Genomic DNA, 25,262 nt, shown 5'->3' with positions numbered 1-25,262 from the left:
GAGGCCCACAAACACAAAGCATCAACAATAGCGACCACGCTCTCATGGCGGGGTTTTTAGCGCGCCGCCCGGTTCGCGGTCAACCCCGCGGCGGGAGGCCGATGATTTAAAACGCGGAGGAGAGAGAAGTAATCAGTAATCAGTAATCAGTGATCCGTGATCCGTGTTTGATTTGTCCCGTGACGACGCAGTCCGAAAACCGGCTCTCAACTCTCAACCCTCAACCCTCAACTTTTCTTCCCCTACTCCGCTTTCCGCGCGAATTCCCCGATCACTTCCGCATAGAGTTCGTGCTCCGCCACTTGAATCCGCGCATGCAGTTGCTCCGCCGTGTCGCTCGGGAAAACCGGCACGCGGCTCTGCGCGATCACTTCGCCGGTATCCATGCCCGCGTCGACATAATGCACGGTGCAGCCTGTTTCATTAACCCCGGCTGCCAGCGCCTGTTTCCAAGCTTCGAGACCCGGGAACTGCGGCAGCAGCGAGGGATGAATATTGATGATTCGCCGCGGGAACGCTTCGAGCAGTGGCGCCTTGATCATGCGCATCCAGCCCGCCAGCACGACCAACTCCACGCCCGCTTCTTTTAAGAGCGACACGACGCGTTGCTCGGCTTCCGGTTCGAACTTGGTCTTGAATTTCCCCGGCGCGACATATTCCGCGCGCAGATGCCGCTCGCGCGCCAGCGTCAGGATGCCCGCGCTTTCGACATCGCTGATCACGATACGCGTTTCCGCATCGACCGCACCGGCGGCAATCGCATCGGCGATCGCTCGAAAATTCGAGCCTTTGCCCGATCCGAGAATCCCAATTTTCAGCTTTTCCATGTCTCGATGATGTTGGTCGTGGATTTTCCCGGCACCAAGGGGAGGATCTGGATTTCCGCGCCGACGGCTTCCAGCGCGTCGCGTTCCCCGGCGTCCAGGCTGGCCACGGTATAGTCGCCGCCCTTGGCATAGACCTGCGGGCGAATCGCGCGGACGAGATCGGTCACCCGATCGGTGTGAAAAATGGTCAGGTAATCCACGCACCCGAGAGCGCCCAGCACTTCCGCGCGGTCCTGCTCGTTGTTGATCGGCCGGGTCGGCCCCTTCAGTGCGCGCACGCTCACGTCCCCATTGACTGCCACGAGCAGCGCATCGCCCAGCGCCCGGGCGGCTTGCAGATAGCGCACGTGCCCCACGTGGAGCAGATCAAAGCACCCGTTGGTAAACACCAGTCGCCTGCCCGCGGCGGCGTATTCGTCGCGCAAGGCGGCCAGTTGCTCGGGTGTTTTCAGTTTCGGAGACATGCGGGGCGCAACATAGTAGCGGTGCTTTCCCCGTAGCCAGCGCAAATCCGCGTGTGCTAGCGTGTCCCCCTTATGCACGACCCCCGTTTCGACAAATTGGCTCACGGCCTCGTCAATTTTTCCACCAAGCTTGTCAAGGGCGACAAGGTGCTGATCGATGCCTTCGACATCCCGCCGGAGATGTCCATCGCGCTCGTCCGCGCCGCCCGCGAGGTGGGCGCCGTGCCTTTCGTGCAAATCCATTCGTCGCGCGTTTCCCGCGAAATGGCCATCGGCGCCCAGGAGGAGCAGCTCGACGTCGCCTCCCACATCCAGCTCGCGCAGATGAAGAAAATGGAGGCCTACATCGCCGTGCGCGGCGGGGACAACATCACCGAGCTCTCCGACGTCCCGCCCGAGAAGATGAAGCTCCTCTCGAAGAAAATGAAGCCGGTGCTCGATTGGCGCGTGAAGAAGACCCGCTGGTGTGTGCTGCGCTGGCCGTCGCCCAGCATGGCCCAGAGCGCGGGGATGAGCACGGAGGCCTTTGAGAAATTCTTCTTCGACGTTTGCACGCTGAACTACGCGAAGATGCAGCCGGGCATGAAGGCGCTGAAGGCGGCCATGGAATCGACCGATAAGGTCGAAATCAAAGGCCCCGGCACCGACCTACGCTTTTCCATCAAAGGTATCCAGGCCATCCCCTGCGGCGGCACGCATAACATTCCCGACGGTGAAGTCTTCACCGCTCCGGTGCGCAATTCCGTGCAGGGCTACGTGACTTACAATGCACCGTCGATCTACCAGGGCACGGCCTTCGACAACGTGCGACTCGAGTTCAAGGACGGCAAAGTCATCAACGCCACCGCGAACCACACCGAGAAGCTCAACGCCATCCTCGATAGCGATGCCGGCGCGCGTTACATCGGCGAGTTTGCCATCGGCTTTAATCCCCACGTCCTGCACCCGATGCGCGACATCCTCTTCGACGAGAAGATCAATGGCTCGTTCCATTTCACTCCGGGCCAGTGCTACGAGGAGACCGAGAATGGCAACCGTTCGCAGGTCCACTGGGATCTGGTGAACATCCAGCGCCCGGATTACGGCGGCGGCACCATTCACTTTGACGGCAAGCTCATCCGGGAAGACGGCCGTTTCGTGCCCAAGGCGCTCCAGGCCTTGAATCCCGATCGCCTGAAGTAGCCGCCTCGTTCCCCCGATGAACGCACCGCGCTTCGCGTTCGCGATGCTCGCCTTGCTCGTCAGCGTCGCGCCTACGTTGTCGCACGCGGAGAGCGAGCGATCGTGGGTGGCGGAGTTGCTGAATCCCGAGCTGCGCCGCATTGAGAAACAGCGGGCCGCGGACGAACGCGAGCTCGCCCAGCTCGGTGCGCCCGTAGTGGGCGTGACCGCCGAGCAGCTCGGCTATCAGCATCCGCGGCTCGATGCACCGCCGCTCAACCCCGCCTGGGTGCAGGTCGATCTGCGCTCCTCGCAGCCCATCGACTGGATCGCGCTGGTTCCGGCGCAGCTCGATTTCCAGTCCTTCGATCGCACCGCCTACGGCTTTCCGAAGCGCTTCCGCATCGACATCTCCGACGACCGGGAATTCATCACCTTCACCACCGTCGCGAATTTCACCGAGTCCGATTTTCCGGACCCGGGCGTCGCGCCCGTGGCGGTAAAACTCACCGGCCAGCAAGCGCGTTACGTGCGTGTCACCGTGACCAAGTTCGCCCTGGAGAATGGCCAGTATTTCTTCGCCCTCGCCGAACTCATGGTGCTTTCCGGCAATCGCAACATCGCCATCAGCCGACCGGTGAGCGTCTCCGGCCGCTACGAATTGCCGCCCCGCTGGTCGCAGCAATATCTGGTGGATGGCCGGACCCCGCTCGGTCCGCCGATCCGTCGCGACCTGCTCAGCTACGACGGCCTTTTCGCCGACGTCCCGCGCGACAACTCACCGCCCTTCATGGCCGTCGATCTCGGCCGCACCTTTGAGCTGCAGGAAGTGCGGCTGCATCCCGTCCACGCGCGCATCGGCGCGGATGTGCCTGGCTTCGCCTTTCCCAAAGCCTTCCGCATCGAGGCCAGCGCGGATGCGAAATTCACCACGCCCGTCACGCTTTTCGAGAACCTCGACTTTTCCAATCCGGGCAACAACCCCGTGACCATCCCGGTCAGTGGCCAGGCACGCGCCGTGCGGATCGTTTTTCTCGCCTCCTCCAGCAGCGGCCCGCAGCGGCGCTTCGGCCTTTCGGAATTCGAAGTTTACGCCGGCGGGGTGAATGTCGCGCGAAAAGGCACCGTGACCGATTCCCCGGACACGCTGCCCCAGAGCAAGGGCTGGCCGCTCTCGCTGCTCATCGATGGCTACACCAGCTATGGCAAGCTCATGGAGCTGCCCGACTGGCTCGCAATGTGGACGCGTCGTCGCGATTTGCAGCATCAACTCGCCACCCTCGCCGAGCGCAGCGCCGCCCAGGGCCCGCGCACCCTGGAGCGCGGCCTGCGTCTGCTCGGCGTGCTCGCCGCGGCCCTGGCCATCGGCGTCTTCGTGCTTTCCATCCGCTCGCGGCAACGCCGCAAAAACGAGATCGAAGAACTGCGCATGCGCCTCGCCCGGGATTTGCACGACGAGATCGGCAGCAACCTGGCCAGCCTCGCTGTGACCGGTGACATCGCCGCCGAGGAAGCCACCGACGACACGCGCGAGGATTGGCGGGAAGTGCAACGAGTGAGCCGCGAGAGCATGGAAGCGATGCGCGAAGTGCTCTGGGTGCTCGGCGCACGCGAGGAAGCCGGCGTCGACCTCGCCACCCGTCTCCAACGCACCGCCCAGCGCATGCTCGCCCGGCAGGATATCCAATGGCAGGCGCCGCCGGAAAATCCGCCCGCCGATTGGCCCGCCGAATCCCGCCGCGAGGTGTTCCTGTTTTTCAAGGAAACCCTCGCCAATATCGTCCGCCACTCCCGCGCCAAGCAGGTGGAGTTATCCGCGAAAATCGTCGGCCGCGAATTCACCCTTACCATCCACGACGACGGTGTCGGCTTCGACCCCGCGCACGTCCGCGAAGGCATCGGCCTGAAGAACCTGCGCGAACGCGCCCGCGACCTCGACGGCCATTTCACCATCGATTCCTCGCCGGAGAAAGGCACCACCATCACCCTGCGCGCGCCGTTGTAGAGACGTACTTAAAAACTCCCGTGCACCCCGGCCCCGTTGTTCAGAAACCCACCGATCGCATTGGCCGCTTCCATGGCCGGCGACAATTCCCCATCTTCAGCCTTGTTGTGATAGCGGCCCGCATCCCCCACCTGCCGCGCCTTCGCCTGCTCCGTCGTCTCGCAACCCGCTAAAAAACAAGCCGCGCAGAACAAACACAGCAACAAGGCCAGCGGACGCAAATTCAGATTCAAAGGGCGCATATGACGACAGGCGCTTTCTATAAACGCGCTTCCGGCCGCTGTCACCTTCGATGAAAAGAGATGACATTCGTCCTCCGATGCGCGACCAGTAGGAGGAACGCTCGTCACCATCACACATGCCGCACGTCTGGATCGTAGAAGATAATGCCGCCTTTCGCCGCGCTGCCACGCGCGCGCTGTCCTCGCGCAGTACCTTCTGCGGCGTACGGGCCTTCGAGCGTTGCGAAGACGCCCTCGAGGCGTTGCCGACGGCCGATCCGAAACCCGAGGTTATCCTTCTCGATGTCGGTCTGCCCGGCATGGATGGCCTGCAGGGCATCCGCGAATTCAAGGCCGTGCTGCCCGACGCCGCCATGCTCGTCCTCACCGTCTTCGAGGACGACGACAAAATTTTCCGCGCCATCTGCGCCGGCGCCTCCGGTTATCTACTCAAATCCGAGCCGATGAACCGCGTGGCCGAAGCCATCGAGCAGGCGCTCGCCGGCGGTTCGCCGATGAACCCGCGCGTCGCCCGCCGGGTGCTCGAGATGTTTTCCAAGCTCAATCCACAGGGCAAAGATTACGGCCTCACCGAACGCGAGACGGCCGTTCTGGAGCTGATGGTCGAAGGCCTCGGCAAAAAGCAAATCGCCGATCGCCTCGATTTGAATCAGCACACCACCGATTACGTGATGCGCTGCATTTACAAAAAGCTCCACGTCAATGGCATGACCGCCGCGGTCTCGATGGCGCTGAAGGAAGGCATCATCGCGCGGTAGGCGAGCTGGTTGTAGTGCGCGGTCTTTGACCGCCGAAGCGGATAGGAGAAATAGGAAACATAGGAGTTATGGGAGTCCTATCCCTCCTATTATTCCCATTCTTCCTATTCCTCCTATTCGCCGGCAGGTCGCCCCCCGTTACGCACTCTCGTATATTGCGGCATTCCGCCCCGGACACCAGACTTTCGCCCGATGTCCCGCCGTCGTTTCCCCCTCCTTCTCCCCAGCCTGATCTGGCTCGCCACCAACACCTTGGGACATTCCGCCGCACCGGGAACGGTCGACTTCAACCGCGACATCCAGCCCATTCTTTCGGACAACTGCTACCACTGCCATGGCCCGGATGAGCACGCCCGCAAGGCCAAGCTCCGGCTCGATCGCAAGGAAGGCGCCTACGGCAAGAACGAAGACGGCCGCGCGATCGTGGCCCCCGGCAAACCCGACGATAGCGAACTCCTCACGCGCATCCTGAGCACGGACCCCGACGAGGTCATGCCGACGCCGAAGTCGAACCACAAACTCACCGACGTGCAGAAAACCCTGCTCAAGAAATGGGTCGAGCAAGGCGCGCCATGGGCGGAGCACTGGGCCTTTGTCGCGCCGACAAAAGCCGAGGTCCCGAAGCCCGATCCCGCGCTCGGCCAGGTGCGCAATGTCATCGATGCCTTCGTGCTCGAGCAACTTTCCAAGGAAAACCTCAAACAGGCTCCCGAGGCGGACAAAGCGACTCTGCTCCGCCGGGTGACGCTGGACCTCACTGGCCTGCCACCGACCCCACAGGAGCTCGATGCCTTCCTCGCCGACCCGTCGCCCGACGCCTACGAAAAAGTCGTTAACCGCCTGCTGGCCTCACCGCGGTACGGCGAGCGCATGGTCTGGGAATGGCTCGACGCCGCCCGCTACGCCGACACCAACGGCTACCAAGGTGACCCGACGCGCTCCATGTGGTATTGGCGCGATTGGGCGATCAAGGCGCTGAACGACAACATGCCGTTCGATCAATTCACGATCCAACAGCTCGCCGGCGATCTCCTGCCGAATCCGACGCGCGATGAGCTCATCGCCACCGGCTTCCATCGCAATCACATGATCAACGGCGAAGGCGGGCGCATCCCCGAGGAATCGCGCGTGGATTACGTGATGGATCGCGTCGAGACCACCGGCACGGTCTGGATGGGACTCACCCTTCAATGCTGCCGCTGCCACGACCACAAGTTCGACCCGATCAAGCAGCGCGAATACTACCAGCTCAGCGCCTATTTCAATTCGATCGAGGAAAGCGGGGGCAACGATGCCGGCGGCTACGCCAAGCCCGTGATGAGCCTGGCCACGCCCGAGCAGCAGGCGAAGATTGACACCGCGAAGGCCGCTGAAACCGCCGCCAACCAGGAGCGCGACCAACTGCAAAAAGATCTCCGCAAGGAGCAGGCGGCGTGGGAGCAATCGATTCGCAGCGATGGCGCGAAGCTGGCCGAAGTCGAGTGGCACACCCTCGTTCCAAATGAAGCGACCAGTGAAAAAGGCGCCACGCTCACCAAGCAACCCGACGGTTCCATTCTCGTCAGCGGCGCCAATCCGGACACCGACGATTTCATTCTCACCGCCAGCACCGCGCTGCGCGGCCCCACCGCCGTGCGACTCGAGGCGTTACCCGATGACTCGCTGGCCGCGCACGGCCCCGGCCGCGCACCGAACGGGAGCTGGGTGCTCAGCGAATTCAAGATGCTCGGCGAAGGCAAGCCGGTGGAACTGCTCCCCGCCCGCGCCGATTTCGAGCAACCCGGCTGGACGCTGGCCGCGGCGCTCGATGGCAAGGACGATACCGGTTGGGGCACGTGGCCACAGGTCGGCCAGCCGCACGAAGCGGTCTTTGAGCTGAAGACGCCCTTCCGTCCGCGCTCGTCGTTCGACTTCCGCCAGGAGGTGAACATGTCGTTCCGCCTGCAGTTCCGCTCGGCGCACAAGCAGCACGTCATCGGCAAATTCCGTCTCTCGATCACCAATTCACCCGCGGTCCTCCTCCGGCCGATGCCGGAAGAGGTGAAGACAGCCATGGCCATCGATTCCGCGCAGCGCACCGACGCGCAGAAAAAAGCCGTCACCGATTTCTACCTCGCCAGCGATACGCAGCTCATCGCTGCGAAAAAGAAGGCCGATGACGCCAAGGCCGCACGGGAAAAAACGGAACGCGAAGCCCCGCGCACCATGGTCATGCGCGACCGCGCCGAACCGCGCGAAACCTTCGTGCTGGTGAAAGGCGCCTACGACAAACACGCCGAGAAAGTGGAGTGCGGCACGCCCGCCATCCTGCCCCCGCTGCCCGCCGACGCGCCGAAGAATCGCCTCGCGCTGGCCCGCTGGCTCGTCTCGCCCGAGCATCCGCTCACCGCGCGGGTGACGGTGAACCGTTACTGGCAGACGTTCTTCGGCCAGGGACTGGTCAAGACCACCGCCGACTTTGGCCTGCAGGGCGACAAGCCCACCCATCCCGAGTTGCTCGATTGGCTCGCCCGCGATTTCACGGACAGCGGCTGGGATGTGAAACGCATGATGCGCCTTATCGTCACCAGCGCAACTTATCGGCAATCCTCCGTCATTCCCGCTGGCATGGCCGAGCGCGATCCCGAGAACAAACTCCTCGCCCGCGGCCCGCGTTTCCGTATCCCGAGTTGGATGGTGCGCGATCAGGCACTGGCGGCGTCCGGATTGCTCGTCGACAGATTGGGCGGGCCGCCGGTGAAAGTCTATCAGCCGCCGAACATCTGGGAGGACGCCACTTTCGGCCAGATCAAATACCAGCAGGACCATGGCGAAGCGCTCTACCGCCGCAGCCTCTACATCTTCTGGCGGCGCATCGTGGCGCCGACGCTGTTCTTCGACATCGCCAATCGCCAGCAGTGCGCGGTGAAAGTCGGCCGCACCAATACGCCTTTGCATGCGCTGGTTACCTTGAACGACACCACCTACGTCGAAGCCGCGCGCGCATTTGCGGAGCGGATGCTCAGGCAAGGCGGCAGCACGGACGCGGATCGCCTCGCCTACGGCTTCCGCCTTTGCACCGCGCATCAGCCCACGGCCAAGGAAGCAAGCCTCCTGGCCGCGTCGCTCCAGCACTTCCGCAGCGAATACGCGGGAGATGACGCGTCCGCGAAAAAGCTGATCGCCACCGGCGAGTCCAAGCCCGATCCGAACATTCCCGCGGCCGAGCTCGCCGCCCACACCAGCCTCGCCCTGCTGCTGCTCAACCTGGACGAAACCTTGACTAAGGAATAGCCGCCATGAATCCCGATCAACAACGCGCCGCCTATCTCACCCGCCGCCAGTTCTTTTCCAAGACGGCCACCGGCGTCGGCGCCATCGCCCTCGGCGATCTCCTCACGCGCAACGGACTTGGCGCCATGGCCACCGGCGCGAACGCCGCCCATCGCTTCGGCGGACTCGCCGATCTCCCGCATTTTCCGCCGAAGGCGAAGCACGTCATCTACCTGCTGCAAAACGGTGGCCCGCCGCATCTCGACATGTTCGATTACAAGCCGCAGATGGAGCAGTTCCGCGGCCAGGAAATCCCGGCATCCGTTCTCGGTGACAAACGCTTCTCAACGATGACCGCCGGCGTGAAGAAGAAGCTCGTGCTGCCCCATTTCACCGGCTTCAAGCAGTACGGCAAATCGGGCGCGTGGGTCTGCGATTTCCTGCCGCACATCGGCTCAATCGCCGACGACCTTTGCTTCGTCAAATCCATGCACACCGGCGCGGTCAATCACGCGCCGGCCATCTGCTTTTTTCTGACCGGCGCCGAGCAACCCGGCCGCCCGAGCATGGGCGCCTGGACGACCTACGGACTCGGCACCGAAAGCGATGATCTGCCCGGCTTCGTGGTCATGACCTCGCGCGACAAGGAAGCTTCCTGCGGCCAGATCTTCTACGACTTCTATTGGAGCTCGGGCTTTCTGCCGTCGAAATACCAGGGCGTGCAATTCCGCGGCAGCGGCGATCCGGTGCTGTATCTCTCGAACCCCGAGGGCATGTCGCGCGAAGTGCGGCGCGGCCTGCTCGACGATCTCGCGAAGCTCAACGAGGAGCATTATTCGGAATTCGCCGACCCGGAAATCCAAACGCGCATCACGCAATACGAGATGGCCTACAAGATGCAGGCCAGTGTGCCGGATCTCATCGACTTCAAGAAAGAGTCGCCGGAAACGCTGGCGATGTACGGCCCGGACGTCACCCGCCAGGGTAGCTTTGCCTACAATTGCCTCATGGCCCGGCGGCTCGTGGAACGCGGGGTGCGTTTCGTGCAGTGCTTCCACGCCGGGTGGGATCATCACAACAATCTCTCCACGCAATTCCAGATCCAGTGCCGCGACACCGACCAGCCCAGCGCCGCACTGGTCCAGGATCTCAAACAGCGCGGCCTGCTCGAGGATACGCTCGTCATCTGGGGCGGCGAATTTGGCCGCACGCCGTTTATTCAAGGGGACATCACCGACACCAAGCGTTGGGGGCGGGATCATCATCCTTACGCATTCACCACGTGGATGGCCGGCGGCGGCATCAAACCAGGGCTCAGCTATGGGGAGTCAGATGACTTCGCCTTCAACGTGGTGAAGGACCCGGTCGACGTGCATGACTTCCAGGCGACGGTGCTGCACCTGCTCGGCGTCGACCACGAACGCCTGACGTTCCGCTTCCAGGGCCGGCAGTTCCGACTGACGGATGTGCACGGCAATGTCGTGAAACCGCTCCTGAGTTAGGATCTGCTTGCGTTTTAGTGCGGCGCTGCTGCGCCGCTTTGGGAGCTGGGCGTAGAAAAGCCGAAAGCGCTGGAGAAAGAGAAACGCGCTCGGCACAGAGGCGCGAAGCGTTCCCAAAAAACGCTGTTACCCTGGAGCGAAGTGCTCCGGCGGTAAGGAGGGCGGAGCACGTAGTCGAAGGACCTCTGATCTCCACGGGCGAAGGTGGTGGGAAAATGGGCGCGTGGTCACGCGCAAGTGGAGGAAGCTCCGCGCGAAAACCCGCAGAGATCAGAGGTCCTTCGGCTCCGCCCATGATTCCCCGCTCCGTTCAGGATGACGGGCTTTTTTTGGGGGCGCTTCGCGCATCTGTGCCGAGCGCGCTTTTCGTTTCTCGGCGCTGTTGTCTTTTCGATGATCATCTCCCAAAGCGGCGCAGCAGCGCCGCGCTCCAAAACGCAAGCGCTATATCCCGTCCAATCGAGTTCGCTAAATCACTCCCAAGCACACAACGACTCGACGTACGCCGCGGACCCATCCCGCAACCACCCATCGAGCTGTGCCTGATCCTTGAGCTGCTGCCCGCGCCGTCGCGGGACAACCACAAATCGCGAATCGATCTCCAGCAGTGCGCTCATATCGCCCCACAGTTTCTCAAACTGCGTGACGGGGAAAATATCCTCCTGCCCATGTCCCCACCGCTTTTTCACGTCCTTGAGCGTAACGTAGGTCGGCATCTTCGCGGCGAGGTTACGAATGGCCGTGGTGATCTTCTCATCCGCATTGGCCTCCGGCGCGAAATCCTCGCGCGTCAACCCAAACGCTTCGAGCAAACGGTCGAGATCGATCCAGGTGGTCAGCGTGTTGTAGTAAGTCAGCGCAAACTCCGCCTCCTCCCGCGGCATGGCCAGGCCTTCCACCAACCGCGGACGCCCATTCACCCGCGCCAGCCCACCGCCACGATCTTCCAACCGGCGCGTGATGACTTCAAACGTCAGTGTCGCACCGCTCTCGAGATGATGCCCGAGCAGCATCGGATCCACATCCGCTCCGAGGGTGTCGATATTGTGCAAGAGCAGCGTCTTCAATTGCGGACGCTGGGCGAGCAACTGCGCCAGCGTGCCGTTGCGGAACAGATTCGGCACCTCGAACCAATGGCCCACTGGATGCAGGCATTGCAGCGGAAGATTGTCCGTATAATCGCTCGACTCGCCCGCGCCACGCGCCCAGCCAATGAGCGCCGTGCGCAAACTGTCCCGCACCTTCTGCTGCCGCTCATCGAGCATCTGCTGCGGCATTTCTTCCCAGGCAAAACGCAGATCACGCTCCGTGGGCACCATGCGCAGACCGACACTCTTGCCGCGGGAGAGCAACAGCGGGCCTTCGTATCCATAGTCGGCATGTGCCGCGAGAAAGGCCGCGGTCGGCTCGTGGGTGAGATAGCTGGTGGTGAAAATGTGCGGCAGGTTCGCGCCGGCCAACCGCGAGATACGACGGGACTTGGCGAGGTGTGTTTCGAGAAAGGTGCGATGCCGTCCGGCCAGCTTGGCGAAAGGATGCAGGGCCTTCACCACGCCAGCGCCCTGCGTCCAGCGCGAGCCCGCGCCCGCGGCGAGGCTGATGACCGCGGCTTCGCCATTGCGCAACGCCGCCAACCCGCGCGCTTCCAGCCGCGCGCTCCGCGCATGGCCGAGATCGACCACGTCGTCTTCGTGCACATCTTCGATCACCGCATTGGTCGGCAGTCGATTCTGCGCCAGGCCGATGCGACCCTCGCGCAGTTGCAGGCGAATCTGTTCGTGCTGCTTCGCATCGAAACCATTTTCCTGCAAAAGACTCGCCAGCGATTCGCTGGCCGCATCCGCCTTGCCACGCGGAAGCATGGCGTCGAAGAGCGTCTGTACCATGCCGCGCAACTCCGGTCGCGTGCGGCAGGCCGCGCCAAATTTGTCCAGCTCCGCGCGGCGCAACGGCGAGAGTGTACGCTGATCCTGCCGCAGCAATTCCGGCACGGTGAGCGCGTAATAACCCGCGGGCATGAGCGCATTGCCGCCGGCCAGCAGGTCGGCAAAGGTGCCATTTTCGTTGATGGCGAAATCGTAGACCACCGGCTCCATGGCGAAGGGCAGCGCGTGCTGCAACTCGCGCTTCGTCTCGCTCATGATGGCCTGCAATCGCTGCTGCGCCTCGGCCTTGCGTGCCGGCGCGAAGATGAAGCCCATGCCACCACCGCTCATGCCGCCGAGCATCCAGAAGCCCCAAAAGTCGGCGCCGAATTCCGCGCGCACCTGTTCGATGAGCCGTTCGGTGTAATAAGTCGACGCCCACGGAATGATCGTCTGGATCGGGCCTTGGAAATTGCGGGTGGTTACCGCGCCGACTTTGGCGATATCACCGTCGCGCAAGGCGTCGAGCACCTGTGCGAGAATGCCGAGCGCTTCCTGCCGGCCCTGCCATTCGGAAGCGGAACGGAGCAGATATTTTTCCGTCACCATCTCGAGGATGGGGCCGACATTCTGCGCCATGCCGCCGTGCACCAGGACCAGCGAATCCTGCAGCCGCTGACGCGACTCGGCGGGAATCTCCTTCGTATCGAAGACGTGATGCGCCGGCATGAGCCGTCCGCGCGAAATGCCGGACTCCGGATCGCCCGCCGCCGCGACGACGCCCTGGATGAGCTTGATACCCGGCCACACGCCGCCGGAATCCTGCCAACCACCGCCGCTGCCGCCGATCCATTCGCCGAGCAACGCCCGCGCGAGGACCAGTCGCCGCTCGCTCTCGCGCAGCGGACCGGTGAGCGATTCCGCCTGCCCGGTGGCCCGCATGCAAACGCCGATGAGCGCCGCGAGCAGATTGGTCGAGACCGCCAGGCGCGAGCCTTTCGGGATGTCGTTCACCGAGGAGACGAGTTCGAGCCCGCGCCCCGGTCCGAGCATTTCCGCAAGCAGGCCTCCGAGACTTTGTCCCGAGCCTTCGATTCCTGGCGGCACCAGGCCGGAGGCGATCACCGCCGCCTTCAGCAAGCCGAGATAATCCTTCGCAAAATCGAACACCTCCGCGAGCTCCGAAATATCCGCGCGCGCGCCGAGGTCGACGCTGACGAGCCGCAGCACGGGCTGTTCGATGACGCGCAGCCACGCGCTGACCGGCGGTTGCGGCGCGGCGTCGCGGCCGTGCACGCCGAGGTCCACCGACACGTTCAGGACCTTCGCGCCCTCGGGGTAATCCATGCCGAGGAAGAAAATATCGCTCCACGCGGAATGAGTGAGATCCATGCGCACCGGCGTGCGCTCGCGGAGGATCGGATACGAGCCGTCCGCCGCTTTGGTCAGCAACTCGCGCCGGACGCGCAACGGCTGGTCTTTCGGGTGGCCCATGCGGAACATCCACTGATTGCCCCGCACCGTGCGGACGCTGCGCCGCACTTGATCCGCGAGCGTTTGGAAAGCGAGGCGATGGTAGGCCGCGGCCAGCGCGCTGCTCAGGGCGTCACTCGGGCCATCGGTTTTCTGCGCTTCGGAAAATATCTCGATCGCTTCCTCGAAACGCCGCTGGAGCAATTGCTCGTAGCCGTGAAAGGGAATCCGGCCGCCGGTCTTCAGCTCCGCGCGTTCCGGCAGATGAAAGCGGTGGATCGCGTAGAGGAAAAACAGCGCACGGACGCGCTCATAAAGATTCTCGCTTTGCCGGCGAAAGGCATCGAGCGCCGCGCATTCGGCGAGCAGATCGGCGAAGGAAGCCGCGCGGCAGATTTCGTCGAGCGAACGGTTTCGCACCGCGTCGTCACGCGAGGTGATGATTTCGATCAAGCTGGAACTCATCGGGGAAAGTTTTCAGTTTTCAGTTTTAAGATTTAAGTTTTAAGTATTTCGGTTTCGAGCGCGTGACCTCCGTTGCAGGGGGATTTCACTTAAAACTGAACACTTAAAACTTAAAACGGATCAGCTCAGTTCGTCGCCATCAGTTCCACCAGACCGCGGAGCACTTCATCGCGATCGCGGCCGGAAAGCGCGAGGGCGAGTTGCGCGGTGAGCAGGCCATATTTTACACCGAAGTCGTAGCGGCGGCCGGCGAGTTCCGCGGCGAGGTAGCGCTCGTGTTCGGCGAGGTGAGCCAACGCGGTGCGGAAGTTGACCCGGTCATTGTCGGTGAACAGCTCACGGAGGATGCGCTGCACCGCCGGCGTGAGGACGTGCATGCCGAAGAAGCAGAGATAGTAGCCGGCGCGCAGGCCGGGCACGTCGAGCTTTTGCTCGGCCTCGGTGGGCGTGGGTTTTTCGAGCACGGCTTCGACTTGGTAGAGATGCTGGACGGCATTGACGAGCTGGCCACCGACCGCGCCGTAATAGGGCAGCTTGCTTTCATGCGTCGATTGCACCGCCGAGACCGCGCAGTTTTCCGCTCGTGCGATTTCCACGAGCTGCTGGGCGCAGCCTTTCTCGGTATTGCTGAGATAGAGGTGATCGCCCACTAGAAGCAAAAACGGGTCACCATCGCAAAACTCGGCTGCCGAATGAATGGCGTGGGCGTAGCCGCGGGGCTCGGATTGTTCGATGAAAGTCAGCCGGCTGGCGTGCGTTCCGGCGGCTACCCGGTAGGCGGCTTCATCGCCGGGGCTGATCACCACGCCGATTTTCTCGATCCCTGCCGATAGAATCTCCTCGATGATGATGGCGAGGGCGGTCTTCGTCACCCCATCGCGATCGACGAGGGATTGCAGGGGCAGCGTGCGCTGGTTTTTGCCAGCAGCGGTGATGAGGGCCTTGCGAATATCCATGACAGAGGGGCCGAGGATTTCCAAAATCGCCCGTAGCGTCAATCAGGCGCACGCGTTCCGGCAATAAAGTCGGTCGATTTGTTCCTCAGAATGAGCGATCAGTGTGCGGCGAGCCACTTTTCCCAGACGAAAACCATGCCCGGCGGCGTTCCTCCATTTGAAGACTCCCGCTTAATGAATGAAAGCGATCAGCCCCAACCGTGGGAAGCCTGCTACCGCGAGCTCGCACCGAAACTCCTCCTTTTTGCCCGTCAATGGGTTCCGACCTCGACGGACGCGGAGGACGTCGTGCAGACGGCGTTCGTCAAGTTTTGGCAGCGCCGGCCGGATGCGCATCCCGAGCATTATCCCCTGCTCTACGCCGCCGTCCGCACTTGCGCGCTCGATTTCCGGCGCAGCGGCGAGCGCCGGTTGCGGCGCGAAGCCAACCCCGCGGTGGACGTCATGCGGGAGGATGCCACGTTTTTCGACCACGGCGTGGAGCAACGCGAGGATGCCGCGCTGCTCGACACCGCGCTTCGCGAACTGCCCCCTGAGCAACGCGAAGTGGTCGTTCTGCGCGTCTGGGGCGGACTCACTTTTGCCGAAATCGCCACTGCGCTCGAGCAGTCCATCAATACGATCACCTCTCGCTATCGCTACGCCTTGGAAGCGCTCCGGCGCGAACTGAAACCCTACACACATGAACGACTCTGAATTCGAAAATCACCTCCGCGGCTTGCTGCAGCCGGTCGCGCCCTCGGCAGAATTGCGCGAGCGGATCGGTGAAGAACTCGCGTCGATGCCCAAACGGGCGGCGGCTTATTCCGGACGGATCGAGCGCCCGACGAAGAGCGGTTTCATGCATGTGTTGGTCCGGGATTTTGGCTGGGCCTGTGCTGGTGCGGCCGCCGCGGTCGCCATCCTGGCGGCGTGGCCGTCTTTCCACCGGACGCCTTCGAAAGTCGTGGAGACCGCGCAGACGGCGCCGGCGGCAAGCGCTCCGGTTGCATCTACATCGTCGCCCACCTCGACCAATGCTTTCGAACACGACGAGACGACCAATGAACTCGTCTCCACGCAAGGGTCTGATCAACTCGTCGAGACCGACGACGGTCCGGCCCGCGAAGTCCGCTATTCCTATCTCGAACGTCACGAGTGGTCCAATCCGCACACCGGCGCTCGCGTGTATCTCGAGGTGCCTCGCGAAGACATCTATCTCCTTCCCGTTTCACTCCAATAATTCACTGACCGATAAGATGAAGACCTTTCATTCCTTATTCCTGGCTGCCGCCCTCATTTTCGGCGCCTCCCTTTCCGTGGCGCAGGATGCGCAGAAGCCGTCGCCACCGGCTCCGCCGCCGCCCGCACCGGATACCGCGCAGCCGCCTCTACCGCCGGGCGCGCCCAATCCGCCCAACGACTCCAATGCGACACCCCCTGGCGGACCCGGTCACGAAGGTCGTCATCACGAACATCGTGACGGCAGTTCCCGTCCTTCCGAAGACGGCCGTCCCGAAGGCTGGCATCGTCCCGGCTGGCCCATGCCCATGCCGATGCCGACCAAGCCGACGCCTTATATCGGCGTCATCACCGCCCCGCCGACGGCGGCCCTGAGCTCGCAACTCAGTCTCCCGGACGGCTTCGGTCTTGTGGTCAGCGACGTGCTGCCCGACAGCCCGGCGGCCAAGGCCGGTGTGCAGCGTTACGATGTGCTGACCAAGTTCAACGACCAGCAACTGGTCGACTCCGGCCAATTCTCCACCCTCGTCCGCGCGCTGAAAAAAGGCGACGCCGCGAGTGTCACGCTCATCCGCAAGGCGCAGGAGCAAAAGGTCAGCGTGACGATCGATGAACGCATGCTGCCCGAACGGCGTTCCTTCCCCTTCCCGGGCGGCGACATGCGGCACATGCATGGCGAGCTCGATAAACCGGGCGGCCCGGCACAGGAGTGGTCCCATAGTTATGGCGACCGAGTGCGCATGTATCAGAAAAGCTGGCAGGGCAACCAAGGCGACGGCACGGGTGGTCCATCTGCCGACGGCGCACCGCCGATTCCGCCGGAAGATATCCTGCGCGAAGTGCGTCCGGGCGGCGTCGCGAAGATCCGCCTGCTGCGCCCCGATGGTGCGGTAACCTACAACATGGCCAACGCCCGCCTGGTGATGAAAGACGACACCGGCGAAGTGGAACTGACTACGAAGGATGGCAAGCGTTCGCTCGTCGCCAAGAACGCGCAGGGCGAGACGCTCTTCGACGGCCCGATCGATACCGAGGAACAGCGCAAGACGTTGCCGGAAGATGTGCGCAAAAAGCTCGAGATGATCGAGGTCCAGCGCAGGCTCGCCGAGGCGCCGCAATCGCCGGTCGATTCAGCGTTGCTGCCGGATGTGCAGTAACGGGCGCACTCTGGGGTTTTACAACGCAGAGACGCAAAGACGCAGAGGAAAAAACGGAAGGACGAGCTCCCGCGCGTTCCCTAATCAATCGAATAACCCTAAAAGCGGGATTGGGAATGGCCGCAAAAAGGCACAAAGGGCACAAAAGGAAAATGTTCCTCGGCCCAATGGGTGGCGTTCATCGACACCCGGCGGGTGAAACTGGCGTATTCTGCAAAGATCTGCTTTTGCGCTTTTTGTGCCTCTTTGCGGCCATTCATTCCCTTATTTAGGATAACAAGCGACCGAACCGCTTCAACTCACCCGGTCTTTTTGCCCCGGCGTAACAACGCGAGAAACAGGCAAAAGGCGGCGATGCATCCGAGGGCGAGCAGGTTTTCGTGCAAGCTCGGTGGGAAGATGAGAAGGAAGTCGCGGCCTTTCACCAAAGCGGAAAAGCTCGAGACGCAGAAGGGCATGAGGAACAGTCGGAAGATTCCCCAGCCATTGATCCGCAGCGACCCAAGCGCTGCCCGCGTGCTCAGCAGCAACGCGCAACCGATGATCCCGCTCAAGCCGATGGACGTAAGCCACAGCATGAGGCTGGGATCGAAGTAGTGACAGAAGACCACGGCATACCAGATAGCGTAGCACCAGAGAACGATGCGCGGCGCATCCAGTTGACGGAGATAACGAAGCAATGGGCACGGGAGATTTCCAAACATCCTGTCCGAAGAAAGACCAGCTACGAATGCGAAAAAGCGAACCGCGGACGCTTGCGTTTTGGAGTGCTGCGCTGCTACGCAGCTTTTCGATAAGCGCAAAGTGATTCGGGCATCTTGCCCTGTCCCTCAACAGTTCGTGCTCCCCGCGTCAACGCAGTGCCCGCATCGCTCCACGATCTTCCAAAGCGGCGCAGCAGCGCCGCACTCCAAAACGCTGCCGCGGAAGCCTCACCGACTCCTACTTCGCGGCGGGGTCGATCTTCTTGAGGGCAGCGGTGGCGGTGGCGCGCACGGCGTTGTCCTGCTCGGCGATCTCGCGCAGCTTCGGCGCGGCGTCCTTGGCATCGGGGCCGAGGTCGCCGAGGGATTGGCAGGCGAAGGTGCGCACTCGCGTGTCACGCACCGCGAGCATGCTCATCAAGTCGGGCACATTCTTCACGCCGATCGCCTTGAGCGCGCGCATGGCCTCGCCACGCTCGGTCTCTTTTTCCAACATCGAAATCAGCCCCGGCACGGCCGCACTGGCGGCCGGACCATACTTGGCGACGGCATGCGCGGCGGCGCGACGCACTTTGCCCGACTCCGTCGCCTTGGCCAGCGGCGCGATCGTGGCAATAGCCTTGGCATCATCCGTCTCCACAGCGGCGAGCGCGGTGGCGGCGGAAGCCCGCACATCCGGCGCGGAGTCGTGAATCGCGGTGTAGATCATCGGGAGCGCGTCTTTCGCACCTTGTCCGATTCCCGTGAGCACCGGCAAAATAGTCGTTCGTTGGTCACCCTTCTTAGCCAACTCCAGCAGCTTCGGCACGGCCGGCGCAGCCGCCGGGCCGAGGTGGCTGAGCGTCTCGATGATGCTGCCTTGCAACGCGGCATCATCCAGATGCGCAATCAAGGGATTCACCGCTGGCGCGGCTTTCTCGCCGAGTTGTCCCAACGCCTGGACCGCGGCGAGCTGTCCCGCGGCATTGTTGTCCGCGAGCAGATCGAGCAGCCCATCCACACCCAATGTCGCCGCGCCGCCCAGCGCCGCGGTCCCCGCGGCCGCCGCCTTGCGCACGTCGGTGTCTTTATCGTTCAGCGCTTCTTGCAGCAACGGCTTCAGCCGTTCGGAATCCGCATGCACCGCCACCAGCGCGCGAAACGCCGCGGCTTGCACCGCAGGCGTCGAATCCTTGGTCAGCACGAAGAGCGGCGTCGCTGCCGCCGAACCATCGCGGCCCATCTCGCCGATCGCATTCGCGGCCGCCGTGCGCACTTCGGCGCTGTTACTCTTCAACGCCTCACTTAGGACCGGCACGGCCGGTGCGCCAAAGCTGTGAAGAATGTTCAGCACCCACTTACCCTGGCCCCCTTTGCTCTTCTGCAAAATGTCCAGCAATGGCGGGAGCGCCTTCGGGCCGACCTGCGCGAGCGCGTCGGCATAAACAGGCGCGCCATCGGCCGCGCGGGCGGCATCGAGCAACGCTGGGAGCGCGCTGACCGCATCCGATCCCATCCGCCCGAGGGCATGCGCCGCCCGTTCGCGAGTGGCGGTGTTCTGGTCCTTGAGCAATTCCGCCAGCTTCGGTACCGCGGCTTTCCGCACCGTCAGATTGCTGAGCAGTGCGTTCAGCGCCGCATGCCGCAGCGTCTCGTTTCATCGGTCACCGCGGGCAAAATCAGCGCCACACAACGATCCGGAGCCACGCCGGTCTTCGCCATCGCGGCGAACATCGCGCCGCGCGTCACCGGATCGGCCTCCTTCGCTGCAGCTTGCTCGACTTCCTTGCCCACCCCCTCGAAGCGCGGATCCATTTGCGCCAACGCATCGGCCGCACCTGCGCGCCGATGCGCATCGGCATCCTGCAAAGCACTGACCAACGCCGGCCCCGCTTCCGTGCCGATCGCCGCCAGTCCCTGCGCGGTCTCGTCACGCACGGTGTCCTGCGCGTCACCGAGATTCTTGATCAACGCGGGCACGGCGTCCTTCGCCGCCGCACCCATGCCGCCGAGCGCGCGCGCCGCGCCGATTTTCAAAGTCGTGTCGTTCTGGGCCAGCGCATCGATGAGCGGCTGCAGCGCCGGTTTCCCCATGCGCGAGAGCGCGTAAGCCCGTGCGCATCCACGCCCTGGCGCATGTCGCGCTGGCGTCCGCGCCCCCCTCTTTGCGTCCCGTCGAGTTGATCGGAGGAGCACCGGGAATCGCCTCCTGTGCCCTCGGGTCCGAGCGCCGCGATGCCGGCGATGGCCGAAGACCAGACCTGCTTGTCATCATCCTCCAGCGCCTTGATCAGCGCGGGCAGGGCGGGCTTCGCGGCCTTGCCGAGATGCGAAAGCTCATAGGCCGCTTCCCGCCGCGCGGGCAGGTCGCGGGAAGTGAGTTGTTGAACCAGTTTGTCAACCGAGGCCGGCGGGGTATCCTGAGCCAGCACGCACGTGGCGAGCAGGCTCGCGGCGAGCCCGGCGGTGAAAGCCCGGGGGAACGTGCGACCCATTACCCTTCGAGGCCGCGCAGCGGTCCAGTGCTGTCGCCGAACGAATCGACGTTGGCTCCCATGCGATGCAGCATGGCCACGAACAGATTCGCCATCGGCGTCTCCTGATCGTAGGTGATGTGCCGGCCCGGCAGGATGGTGCCGCTGCCACGGCCCGCCATGAGCACCGGCAGGTCGTCGTGGTTGTGCCGGTCACCGTCGCCGAGGCCACCGCCGTAGACGAGCATGGAGTGATCGAGCAGCGTGCCGTCACCTTCCGGGATCGAGCGCAGGCGCCCGAGCAGATACGCGAACTGCTGCATGTGAAAACGATTGATCTCGCGGATCTTCATCTGCTTCGCGTGATCGCCCTGATGATGCGACAGCGTGTGGTGGCCGTCGCTCACGCCGATGTTGCGATAGGCGCGGTTGCTGCCTTCGTTGGCCAGCATGAAGGTGCAGATGCGGGTGGTGTCGGATTGGAAGGCGAGCACCATCATGTCGGCCATGAGGCGCGCGTGCTCCTCGTAGCTCTCCGGAATACCTTCCGGGATCTCGTAATTCTTCGCCACCGAGGTATCGGCGCTGCGCACGGCCTTTTCCGCCTGCACCACGCGCTGTTCGATCTCGCGCACGGCGGAAAGATATTCATCCAGCTTCTGGCGATCGTTGCCGCCGACCTTCTTGCGCAGGGAGTTCGCGTCCTCGAGCACGAAGTCGAGGATGCTCTTCTTGTAAAGCTCACGGCGCTTCTGGCTCTCGCTCACTTCCTTCGGCACGGCGTTGGCGAAGAGACGCTCGAAGACGAGGCGCGGATTGATCTCGCGGGTCATCGGCGTGGATTCGTTGCGCCAGGAGATATTGTTCGAGTAGGCACAGGAATAACCGGTGTCGCACTTGCCGCCCTGGCGGCCGGGCTCGAGGCCGAGCTCCAGCGAACCGAAGCGGGTCTGTTCGCCGATGTGATGCGCCGCCATCTGATCGGCCGAAATGCCCACGCGAATCTGCGAACCCTCGCTCTTCAGCGGCTGCGAGCAGGTCAGCCAGCTTCCCGCCCGAACGGGCATGGTCGCCACCGCCGTCCCCCATTGGAACGGCCCTTGTCCTGGGCAAGACCGGTCATCACCAGCAACTCGCTCTTGTAGGGCGCGAGCGGCTCGAGAATGTAGGGCAGATCGAAGTCGGCGCCATTGGCGGTCGGCGTCCAGGCCGGCATGTGGGCACCGTTCGGGATGAAAAGGAACGCCATGCGCGTGGGGATTTTTGCGGCGGCGCTGCCGGCGGCAGCGGCAGCCGTCGCGCGAGTCGGGATCATGGCGTCGAGCATCGGGAGGGCCATGGCGGCCCCGAGGCCACTCAGGAAAGTGCGGCGGTGAAGAACGGGCTGACTCATAAATTCTGATTATATAACCTCAACGTCGGGGAAAAGTTTGGGCAATGTTCGCGAGAATCGTTCAGTTTTTATCGGTATTCCAAAGGAGAGGTCCGAATTCTCCGTTTTTGGACATTTTCTCTGGAAAATCGGCGATTTGAGGGCGCTCCCGGGGCCGAACACAGAGGTAAGCCCGTAAAGCGCCAAATCCGGTTCATTCGCATCGACGGAGGGACACGGGGAAAACGCTTCTTAGCGACCCGTTATACGCCACCGGATCCAAGTCGGATCCCGGCGACAATCGAGCACCGCTCGGATGCGGATGACATCTCCCTCCAGGCGGTAAAAAATGGCGAATGGAAACCGGCCGGCCAGCATTCGATAGGACCCGAACACTACACGATGAATCCCTGCGTAAAGCAGGAGCGAATCAATGTCGGAATAGATCGAATCGAGAAAATAGGCCCCCAGCCCAGGTGCCTGCCTTTCATAGAAGCGATACCCCTCGACCAATTCGGCCTTGGCGGCTTCGAGAAATTCAATCCTCAAGACACTCCCTACGGATCTCCGCCTTGGCCTGTTCCCAATCGATAAACTGCGCCTTGCCCGCGGCAATCAGCCTTTCCCGCTCCGCCAAGACTTCACCGTGCCAGGCCGGGGATTCGACCGAATCCTCTCTCCGGCTCAAGTCCTGCCATAGCGCTTCCATGAGTTGCAGTTTCTCAGGAACGCTCATCTCTTCCAATCGGAGGGCAGGAGTCATAAAAGAAGAATAACGGATTTTCCGGTTCAACGCGAGGGTTGAGTGGGCTTCACAGCCCACTTGGTTTCGCGTCAATTCTTCGCCACGACTTCCGGGCGGCGCTTCGTGAAGGGCTCGCTGGTGACGATGGCGGTGACCAGGGCTGAGAAACGGTTCTGCTGCGGGGCGATCCTGGCGACAATCGCGTCCACCGAGCACTTGTCGTAACGCTCCAGGCCGCGCCCGAGAGCGTAGGTGAGCATCTTCTGCGTAATGCAGCGGACGAACTTCTTGTCGCCCTTGAGGAGCTCCTTCAACTCGCGCGGGCCGGAGAATTTGGTGCCGTTGACCAGTTGTCCCGACGGATCGATGGGGAATTTGCCATCGTGATCCCGCCATCCACCAGCGGCGTCGAAGTTTTCCAGCGCGAACCCGAGCGGGTCCATCTTGGCATGGCATCCGGCGCATTCCGGACGGCTGCGATGCTGCTCGAGCCGTTGGCGCACGGAGGTGGTCTGGCTGACCGCCTTCTGCTCCTGGAGCGGCGGCACATCCGGCGGCGGTGGTGGCGGCGGCGTGCCGAGGATTTGTTCGAGGATCCATTTGCCGCGAATGACCGGCGAAGTGCGCGTGGGCGTGGAGGTGGAAACGAGCACCGCGCCCTGGGTGAGCACCCCACCCCGCGGCGAATCCTTCGGCAACTCCACCCGGCGGAACTCTTTCCCTTTCACGCCGGCGATACCGTAGTAGTTGGCGAGCTCTTCGTTCAGGAAAGTGAAGTCGGCGTCGATGAGATCGGTCACCGGATGGTCTTCCTTGATGATCGCCTCGAAGAAGCGCTCGGTCTCTTCCTTCATCAGGCCCTTCAAATCGTCCTTCCATCTCGGGAAGGTCTCGGGGTCGATGCCCACTTCCCAGATGTTGCGAATCTGCAGCCACTGGTCACCGAAATTGTCGACCAACGCCCGGGCCTTCCAGTCGTGCAACATGCGGTTCACCTGCTTCTCCAGCACCTCGGGCTTGTGCAGTTCGCCCTTCGCCGCCAGGGCGAAAAGCTCGCTGTCCGGCTTGCTGCTCCAGAGGAAATACGAAAGACGCGAGGCGAGTTCGTAGTCGGTGAGATCGCGGGTGTCGCCCGGCTTGAGATTCGTGGGATCGAGCTCCCAGCGATAGAGGAAATACGGCGAGCAAAGCGCGGCCTGGAAGGCGGTCTGGATGCCTTCAAGGAACGAGCCGCCATTCTTCTGCGCCAGGGTGACAAAACCGACCACGCGTTCGACTTCCGCCGGACTCACCGGCCGGCGATACGCCTCCGGCAAAAAGCGCCCGATGATTTCCATGGCCACCTCGTGCTCCTGTCCGGGCTGCGGCATGCGCGTAATGAGCCGCTTGTGACTCGCGGGCAAGGCCGGCGGCGCACCGAGCGGCGCCTGGATGTCGACGCTTTCCACGAAGACGTTGCGATCGCCGCGCAGCTTCGGATCGGGGTTGTTGGCGTCGTTGTAGTTGTTCAGATACGCGACCGAAATCTGATGCGCCCCCGCCGGGAGCGTGGTCTTGGTCTCGTAGGTCTTCGCCTTGTTCTCGTTGCCGACGTCAAAAATGGTCACGTCCTTGCCGTCCACGCGCAGGGCGAGCTTCGGTAATTCCGGCCCGGCCAGCTCGCCATACGCCTTCACACGGAAGGTGTATTCGCCGGCGCGCGGCGCGGAATACGGGGCCACGCCATCGCCCTCGCGATACAGCCCGAGCACCTTGGTCTCCAGCGGACGAACCGCCCCCGGATCCTTGGACTTGAATTCATCCCCGTGAATCTTCTTCACCTCGGGGTTTCGCCTCGGTGTCGAGGACGATCGGCTTGTGCACCACTTCGTCCGGCCGCGGCGATGTACTTTTCCATGAGCATCGGTGGCAACGAGAGCACGTCGCCGATGTTGTCGAAGCCGTAGCCGACCTCGTCGTTCGGGAAATCTTCCGGATTGAAATCCACGCCCATGAGGTCGCGGATGGTGTTCCGGTATTCCTCGCGGTTCAGCCGGCGGATGGTTACCTTGCCGGGGTTGATGGCCGCGGTTTTGCAATCCGCCTTGGAAAGCTGGCCGTCGATGAACTTGATCATCAAGTCCCGCTGGCCGTCGCTCGGCTGCGGCTTCTTCTCCGGCGGCATGTCCCCGCCTTCGAGCACATCGGCGATCTTTTCCCACACCTTGCGGTTGTCCTCGAGCTTCGGGTTATCGATGACCGACAGCAGGTTGACGTCGCCCTTCTGCTTCTTGTCGTTGTGACAATCGAAGCAGTATTTCTCCATCACCGGCTTGATGTGATCCTTCAAGGTCACCGGTCCGGTCGCCGGCCCCGCGCCCGCACCCGTCTGGGTCTCCGCCTTCAGGGAGGGCGTCAGGAACTGCCCGGCAGCGAGGGCGGCACAGGTAGCGATTAGAAAGGAATGGGGGCGATGCTTCATCGGGAGCCGGCTATAATACACGCGAATCAACCGCTGACTACGGTGGGAATTAGCCCAAGTTCGACAGTCGTTAGGGATAAAAAGCTTTTTCCGTGAGGGGATGTTGGGTTGGCTTCTGGAGAGGCGGTTGGTTGTCAGGGATTGGATGTTGTAGTGGAGACCGCCGCCTTGCTGGAGCA

23 protein-coding genes are annotated in these 25,262 nt (G+C 62.8%); 8 read left to right on the top strand and 15 right to left on the bottom strand.

The features are described from left to right. Nucleotides 1-242 precede the first annotated feature (242 nt). Complete coding sequence (gene purN, locus CFE428DRAFT_RS00945; RefSeq protein ID WP_006977529.1) at nucleotides 243-827, bottom strand: phosphoribosylglycinamide formyltransferase; 585 nt, start codon at nucleotides 825-827, stop codon at nucleotides 243-245. Continuing rightward, entirely contained in the window at nucleotides 815-1,291 is a 477-nt protein-coding gene (locus tag CFE428DRAFT_RS00940; protein WP_006977528.1) for an adenylyltransferase/cytidyltransferase family protein, read from the bottom strand. Before CFE428DRAFT_RS00940 ends, purN begins: the two co-directional genes overlap by 13 nt. Before the next feature lie 72 nt (nucleotides 1,292-1,363). Here CFE428DRAFT_RS00940 and CFE428DRAFT_RS00935 point away from each other — a divergent pair, with 72 nt between their 5' ends. Together CFE428DRAFT_RS00935 and CFE428DRAFT_RS00930 are read left to right on the top strand one after the other, a co-directional pair. Next, nucleotides 1,364-2,473 (top strand): aminopeptidase, encoded by a 1,110-nt coding sequence (locus CFE428DRAFT_RS00935; protein WP_006977527.1) that lies wholly within the window; start codon nucleotides 1,364-1,366, stop codon nucleotides 2,471-2,473. 16 nt (nucleotides 2,474-2,489) lie between these two features. Further along, the gene (locus CFE428DRAFT_RS00930; protein ID WP_006977526.1) at nucleotides 2,490-4,457 is read left to right on the top strand and encodes a discoidin domain-containing protein; all 1,968 of its coding nucleotides are present in this window, start codon (nucleotides 2,490-2,492) and stop codon (nucleotides 4,455-4,457) included. Between the two features lie 8 nt (nucleotides 4,458-4,465). On the opposite strand, the gene CFE428DRAFT_RS00925 is transcribed toward CFE428DRAFT_RS00930, so the two are convergent. Next, nucleotides 4,466-4,690, bottom strand: coding sequence for a hypothetical protein (locus CFE428DRAFT_RS00925; RefSeq protein ID WP_131989202.1), 225 nt, complete (start codon nucleotides 4,688-4,690; stop codon nucleotides 4,466-4,468). 125 nt (nucleotides 4,691-4,815) lie between these two features. On the opposite strand from CFE428DRAFT_RS00925, the gene CFE428DRAFT_RS00920 reads away from it, so the two are divergent. The 3 genes from CFE428DRAFT_RS00920 (at nucleotide 4,816) to CFE428DRAFT_RS00910 (ending at nucleotide 10,211) form a co-directional block, all read left to right on the top strand. Beyond that, nucleotides 4,816-5,457 (top strand): response regulator transcription factor, encoded by a 642-nt coding sequence (locus CFE428DRAFT_RS00920; RefSeq protein ID WP_006977524.1) that lies wholly within the window; start codon nucleotides 4,816-4,818, stop codon nucleotides 5,455-5,457. A gap of 192 nt (nucleotides 5,458-5,649) precedes the next feature. After that, nucleotides 5,650-8,730, top strand: coding sequence for a PSD1 and planctomycete cytochrome C domain-containing protein (locus tag CFE428DRAFT_RS00915; RefSeq protein ID WP_006977523.1), 3,081 nt, complete (start codon nucleotides 5,650-5,652; stop codon nucleotides 8,728-8,730). Between the two features lie 5 nt (nucleotides 8,731-8,735). Beyond that, nucleotides 8,736-10,211, top strand: coding sequence for a DUF1501 domain-containing protein (locus tag CFE428DRAFT_RS00910; RefSeq protein WP_006977522.1), 1,476 nt, complete (start codon nucleotides 8,736-8,738; stop codon nucleotides 10,209-10,211). A gap of 473 nt (nucleotides 10,212-10,684) precedes the next feature. Here the strand turns inward: CFE428DRAFT_RS00910 and CFE428DRAFT_RS00905 are convergent, their stop codons facing one another. Then, on the bottom strand, nucleotides 10,685-14,014 hold the full coding sequence (locus tag CFE428DRAFT_RS00905; RefSeq protein WP_006977521.1) for a UTP--glucose-1-phosphate uridylyltransferase: 3,330 nt from the start codon (nucleotides 14,012-14,014) through the stop codon (nucleotides 10,685-10,687). Nucleotides 14,015-14,139: 125 nt separating this feature from the next. Beyond that, a complete protein-coding gene (locus CFE428DRAFT_RS00900; RefSeq protein WP_006977520.1) occupies nucleotides 14,140-14,970 on the bottom strand; it encodes a sugar phosphate nucleotidyltransferase in 831 nt (276 codons plus the stop codon). Between the two features lie 174 nt (nucleotides 14,971-15,144). Here CFE428DRAFT_RS00900 and CFE428DRAFT_RS00895 point away from each other — a divergent pair, with 174 nt between their 5' ends. Genes CFE428DRAFT_RS00895 through CFE428DRAFT_RS00885 form a run of 3 tightly spaced genes read left to right on the top strand, consistent with a single transcriptional unit; the run spans nucleotide 15,145 to nucleotide 17,348 of the window. After that, the gene (locus CFE428DRAFT_RS00895) at nucleotides 15,145-15,666 is read left to right on the top strand and encodes an RNA polymerase sigma factor (RefSeq protein WP_042724175.1); all 522 of its coding nucleotides are present in this window, start codon (nucleotides 15,145-15,147) and stop codon (nucleotides 15,664-15,666) included. Beyond that, nucleotides 15,653-16,192, top strand: coding sequence for a hypothetical protein (locus CFE428DRAFT_RS36855; RefSeq protein ID WP_006977518.1), 540 nt, complete (start codon nucleotides 15,653-15,655; stop codon nucleotides 16,190-16,192). The genes CFE428DRAFT_RS00895 and CFE428DRAFT_RS36855 overlap by 14 nt, the downstream gene beginning before the upstream one ends. Nucleotides 16,193-16,208: 16 nt before the next feature. Continuing rightward, entirely contained in the window at nucleotides 16,209-17,348 is a 1,140-nt protein-coding gene (locus CFE428DRAFT_RS00885; RefSeq protein ID WP_006977517.1) for a S1C family serine protease, read from the top strand. A 98-nt stretch (nucleotides 17,349-17,446) separates the two neighbouring features. On the opposite strand, the gene CFE428DRAFT_RS36850 is transcribed toward CFE428DRAFT_RS00885, so the two are convergent. From CFE428DRAFT_RS36850 to CFE428DRAFT_RS00845, 10 genes are all read right to left on the bottom strand, one after another. Continuing rightward, nucleotides 17,447-17,608, bottom strand: a complete 162-nt coding sequence (locus CFE428DRAFT_RS36850; RefSeq protein WP_006977516.1) for a hypothetical protein — start codon at nucleotides 17,606-17,608, stop codon at nucleotides 17,447-17,449. A gap of 39 nt (nucleotides 17,609-17,647) precedes the next feature. Then, the gene (locus CFE428DRAFT_RS00880) at nucleotides 17,648-18,028 is read right to left on the bottom strand and encodes a hypothetical protein (protein WP_193352231.1); all 381 of its coding nucleotides are present in this window, start codon (nucleotides 18,026-18,028) and stop codon (nucleotides 17,648-17,650) included. Between the two features lie 262 nt (nucleotides 18,029-18,290). Then, nucleotides 18,291-19,637 (bottom strand): HEAT repeat domain-containing protein, encoded by a 1,347-nt coding sequence (locus tag CFE428DRAFT_RS00875; protein WP_006977514.1) that lies wholly within the window; start codon nucleotides 19,635-19,637, stop codon nucleotides 18,291-18,293. A gap of 23 nt (nucleotides 19,638-19,660) precedes the next feature. Then, nucleotides 19,661-20,125 (bottom strand): HEAT repeat domain-containing protein, encoded by a 465-nt coding sequence (locus CFE428DRAFT_RS32725; RefSeq protein ID WP_006977513.1) that lies wholly within the window; start codon nucleotides 20,123-20,125, stop codon nucleotides 19,661-19,663. After that, entirely contained in the window at nucleotides 20,065-20,526 is a 462-nt protein-coding gene (locus CFE428DRAFT_RS32720; RefSeq protein ID WP_006977512.1) for a HEAT repeat domain-containing protein, read from the bottom strand. The genes CFE428DRAFT_RS32725 and CFE428DRAFT_RS32720 overlap by 61 nt, the downstream gene beginning before the upstream one ends. Next, a complete protein-coding gene (locus CFE428DRAFT_RS00865; protein ID WP_006977511.1) occupies nucleotides 20,526-21,572 on the bottom strand; it encodes a DUF1552 domain-containing protein in 1,047 nt (348 codons plus the stop codon). The genes CFE428DRAFT_RS32720 and CFE428DRAFT_RS00865 overlap by 1 nt, the downstream gene beginning before the upstream one ends. Continuing rightward, the gene (locus tag CFE428DRAFT_RS40225) at nucleotides 21,545-21,898 is read right to left on the bottom strand and encodes a DUF1552 domain-containing protein (RefSeq protein ID WP_006977510.1); all 354 of its coding nucleotides are present in this window, start codon (nucleotides 21,896-21,898) and stop codon (nucleotides 21,545-21,547) included. Before CFE428DRAFT_RS40225 ends, CFE428DRAFT_RS00865 begins: the two co-directional genes overlap by 28 nt. 517 nt (nucleotides 21,899-22,415) lie before the next feature. Then, complete coding sequence (locus CFE428DRAFT_RS00855) at nucleotides 22,416-22,670, bottom strand: addiction module protein (protein WP_237705412.1); 255 nt, start codon at nucleotides 22,668-22,670, stop codon at nucleotides 22,416-22,418. A gap of 41 nt (nucleotides 22,671-22,711) precedes the next feature. Beyond that, nucleotides 22,712-24,442: a DUF1592 domain-containing protein gene (locus CFE428DRAFT_RS00850; RefSeq protein ID WP_006977508.1), complete on the bottom strand. Its 1,731-nt coding sequence runs from the start codon at nucleotides 24,440-24,442 to the stop codon at nucleotides 22,712-22,714. After that, nucleotides 24,439-25,083 (bottom strand): DUF1587 domain-containing protein, encoded by a 645-nt coding sequence (locus CFE428DRAFT_RS00845; protein WP_006977507.1) that lies wholly within the window; start codon nucleotides 25,081-25,083, stop codon nucleotides 24,439-24,441. The genes CFE428DRAFT_RS00850 and CFE428DRAFT_RS00845 overlap by 4 nt, the downstream gene beginning before the upstream one ends. Between the last annotated feature and the right edge of the window lie 179 nt (nucleotides 25,084-25,262).

Origin of the sequence: Chthoniobacter flavus Ellin428, assembly GCF_000173075.1 — a bacterium.
GTDB classification, from domain to species: Bacteria; Verrucomicrobiota; Verrucomicrobiia; order Chthoniobacterales; family Chthoniobacteraceae; genus Chthoniobacter; species Chthoniobacter flavus.
Note: the sequence above shows the minus strand (reverse complement) of the source record. Positions and strands in the feature narration are given on the sequence as shown.

Coding starts and splice junctions, on each gene's coding strand:
- purN (WP_006977529.1), bottom strand. CDS start 827: ATGGAAAAGCTGAAAATTGGGATTCTCGGATCGGGCAAAGGCTCGAAT.
- CFE428DRAFT_RS00940 (WP_006977528.1), bottom strand. CDS start 1,291: ATGTCTCCGAAACTGAAAACACCCGAGCAACTGGCCGCCTTGCGCGAC.
- CFE428DRAFT_RS00935 (WP_006977527.1), top strand. CDS start 1,364: ATGCACGACCCCCGTTTCGACAAATTGGCTCACGGCCTCGTCAATTTT.
- CFE428DRAFT_RS00930 (WP_006977526.1), top strand. CDS start 2,490: ATGAACGCACCGCGCTTCGCGTTCGCGATGCTCGCCTTGCTCGTCAGC.
- CFE428DRAFT_RS00920 (WP_006977524.1), top strand. CDS start 4,816: ATGCCGCACGTCTGGATCGTAGAAGATAATGCCGCCTTTCGCCGCGCT.
- CFE428DRAFT_RS00915 (WP_006977523.1), top strand. CDS start 5,650: ATGTCCCGCCGTCGTTTCCCCCTCCTTCTCCCCAGCCTGATCTGGCTC.
- CFE428DRAFT_RS00910 (WP_006977522.1), top strand. CDS start 8,736: ATGAATCCCGATCAACAACGCGCCGCCTATCTCACCCGCCGCCAGTTC.
- CFE428DRAFT_RS00905 (WP_006977521.1), bottom strand. CDS start 14,014: ATGAGTTCCAGCTTGATCGAAATCATCACCTCGCGTGACGACGCGGTG.
- CFE428DRAFT_RS00900 (WP_006977520.1), bottom strand. CDS start 14,970: ATGGATATTCGCAAGGCCCTCATCACCGCTGCTGGCAAAAACCAGCGC.
- CFE428DRAFT_RS00895 (WP_042724175.1), top strand. CDS start 15,145: ATGAATGAAAGCGATCAGCCCCAACCGTGGGAAGCCTGCTACCGCGAG.
- CFE428DRAFT_RS36855 (WP_006977518.1), top strand. CDS start 15,653: ATGAACGACTCTGAATTCGAAAATCACCTCCGCGGCTTGCTGCAGCCG.
- CFE428DRAFT_RS00885 (WP_006977517.1), top strand. CDS start 16,209: ATGAAGACCTTTCATTCCTTATTCCTGGCTGCCGCCCTCATTTTCGGC.
- CFE428DRAFT_RS36850 (WP_006977516.1), bottom strand. CDS start 17,608: ATGAATGGCCGCAAAGAGGCACAAAAAGCGCAAAAGCAGATCTTTGCA.
- CFE428DRAFT_RS32725 (WP_006977513.1), bottom strand. CDS start 20,125: ATGGGGAAACCGGCGCTGCAGCCGCTCATCGATGCGCTGGCCCAGAAC.
- CFE428DRAFT_RS32720 (WP_006977512.1), bottom strand. CDS start 20,526: ATGGGTCGCACGTTCCCCCGGGCTTTCACCGCCGGGCTCGCCGCGAGC.
- CFE428DRAFT_RS00865 (WP_006977511.1), bottom strand. CDS start 21,572: ATGCCCGTTCGGGCGGGAAGCTGGCTGACCTGCTCGCAGCCGCTGAAG.
- CFE428DRAFT_RS40225 (WP_006977510.1), bottom strand. CDS start 21,898: ATGAGTCAGCCCGTTCTTCACCGCCGCACTTTCCTGAGTGGCCTCGGG.
- CFE428DRAFT_RS00845 (WP_006977507.1), bottom strand. CDS start 25,083: ATGAAGCATCGCCCCCATTCCTTTCTAATCGCTACCTGTGCCGCCCTC.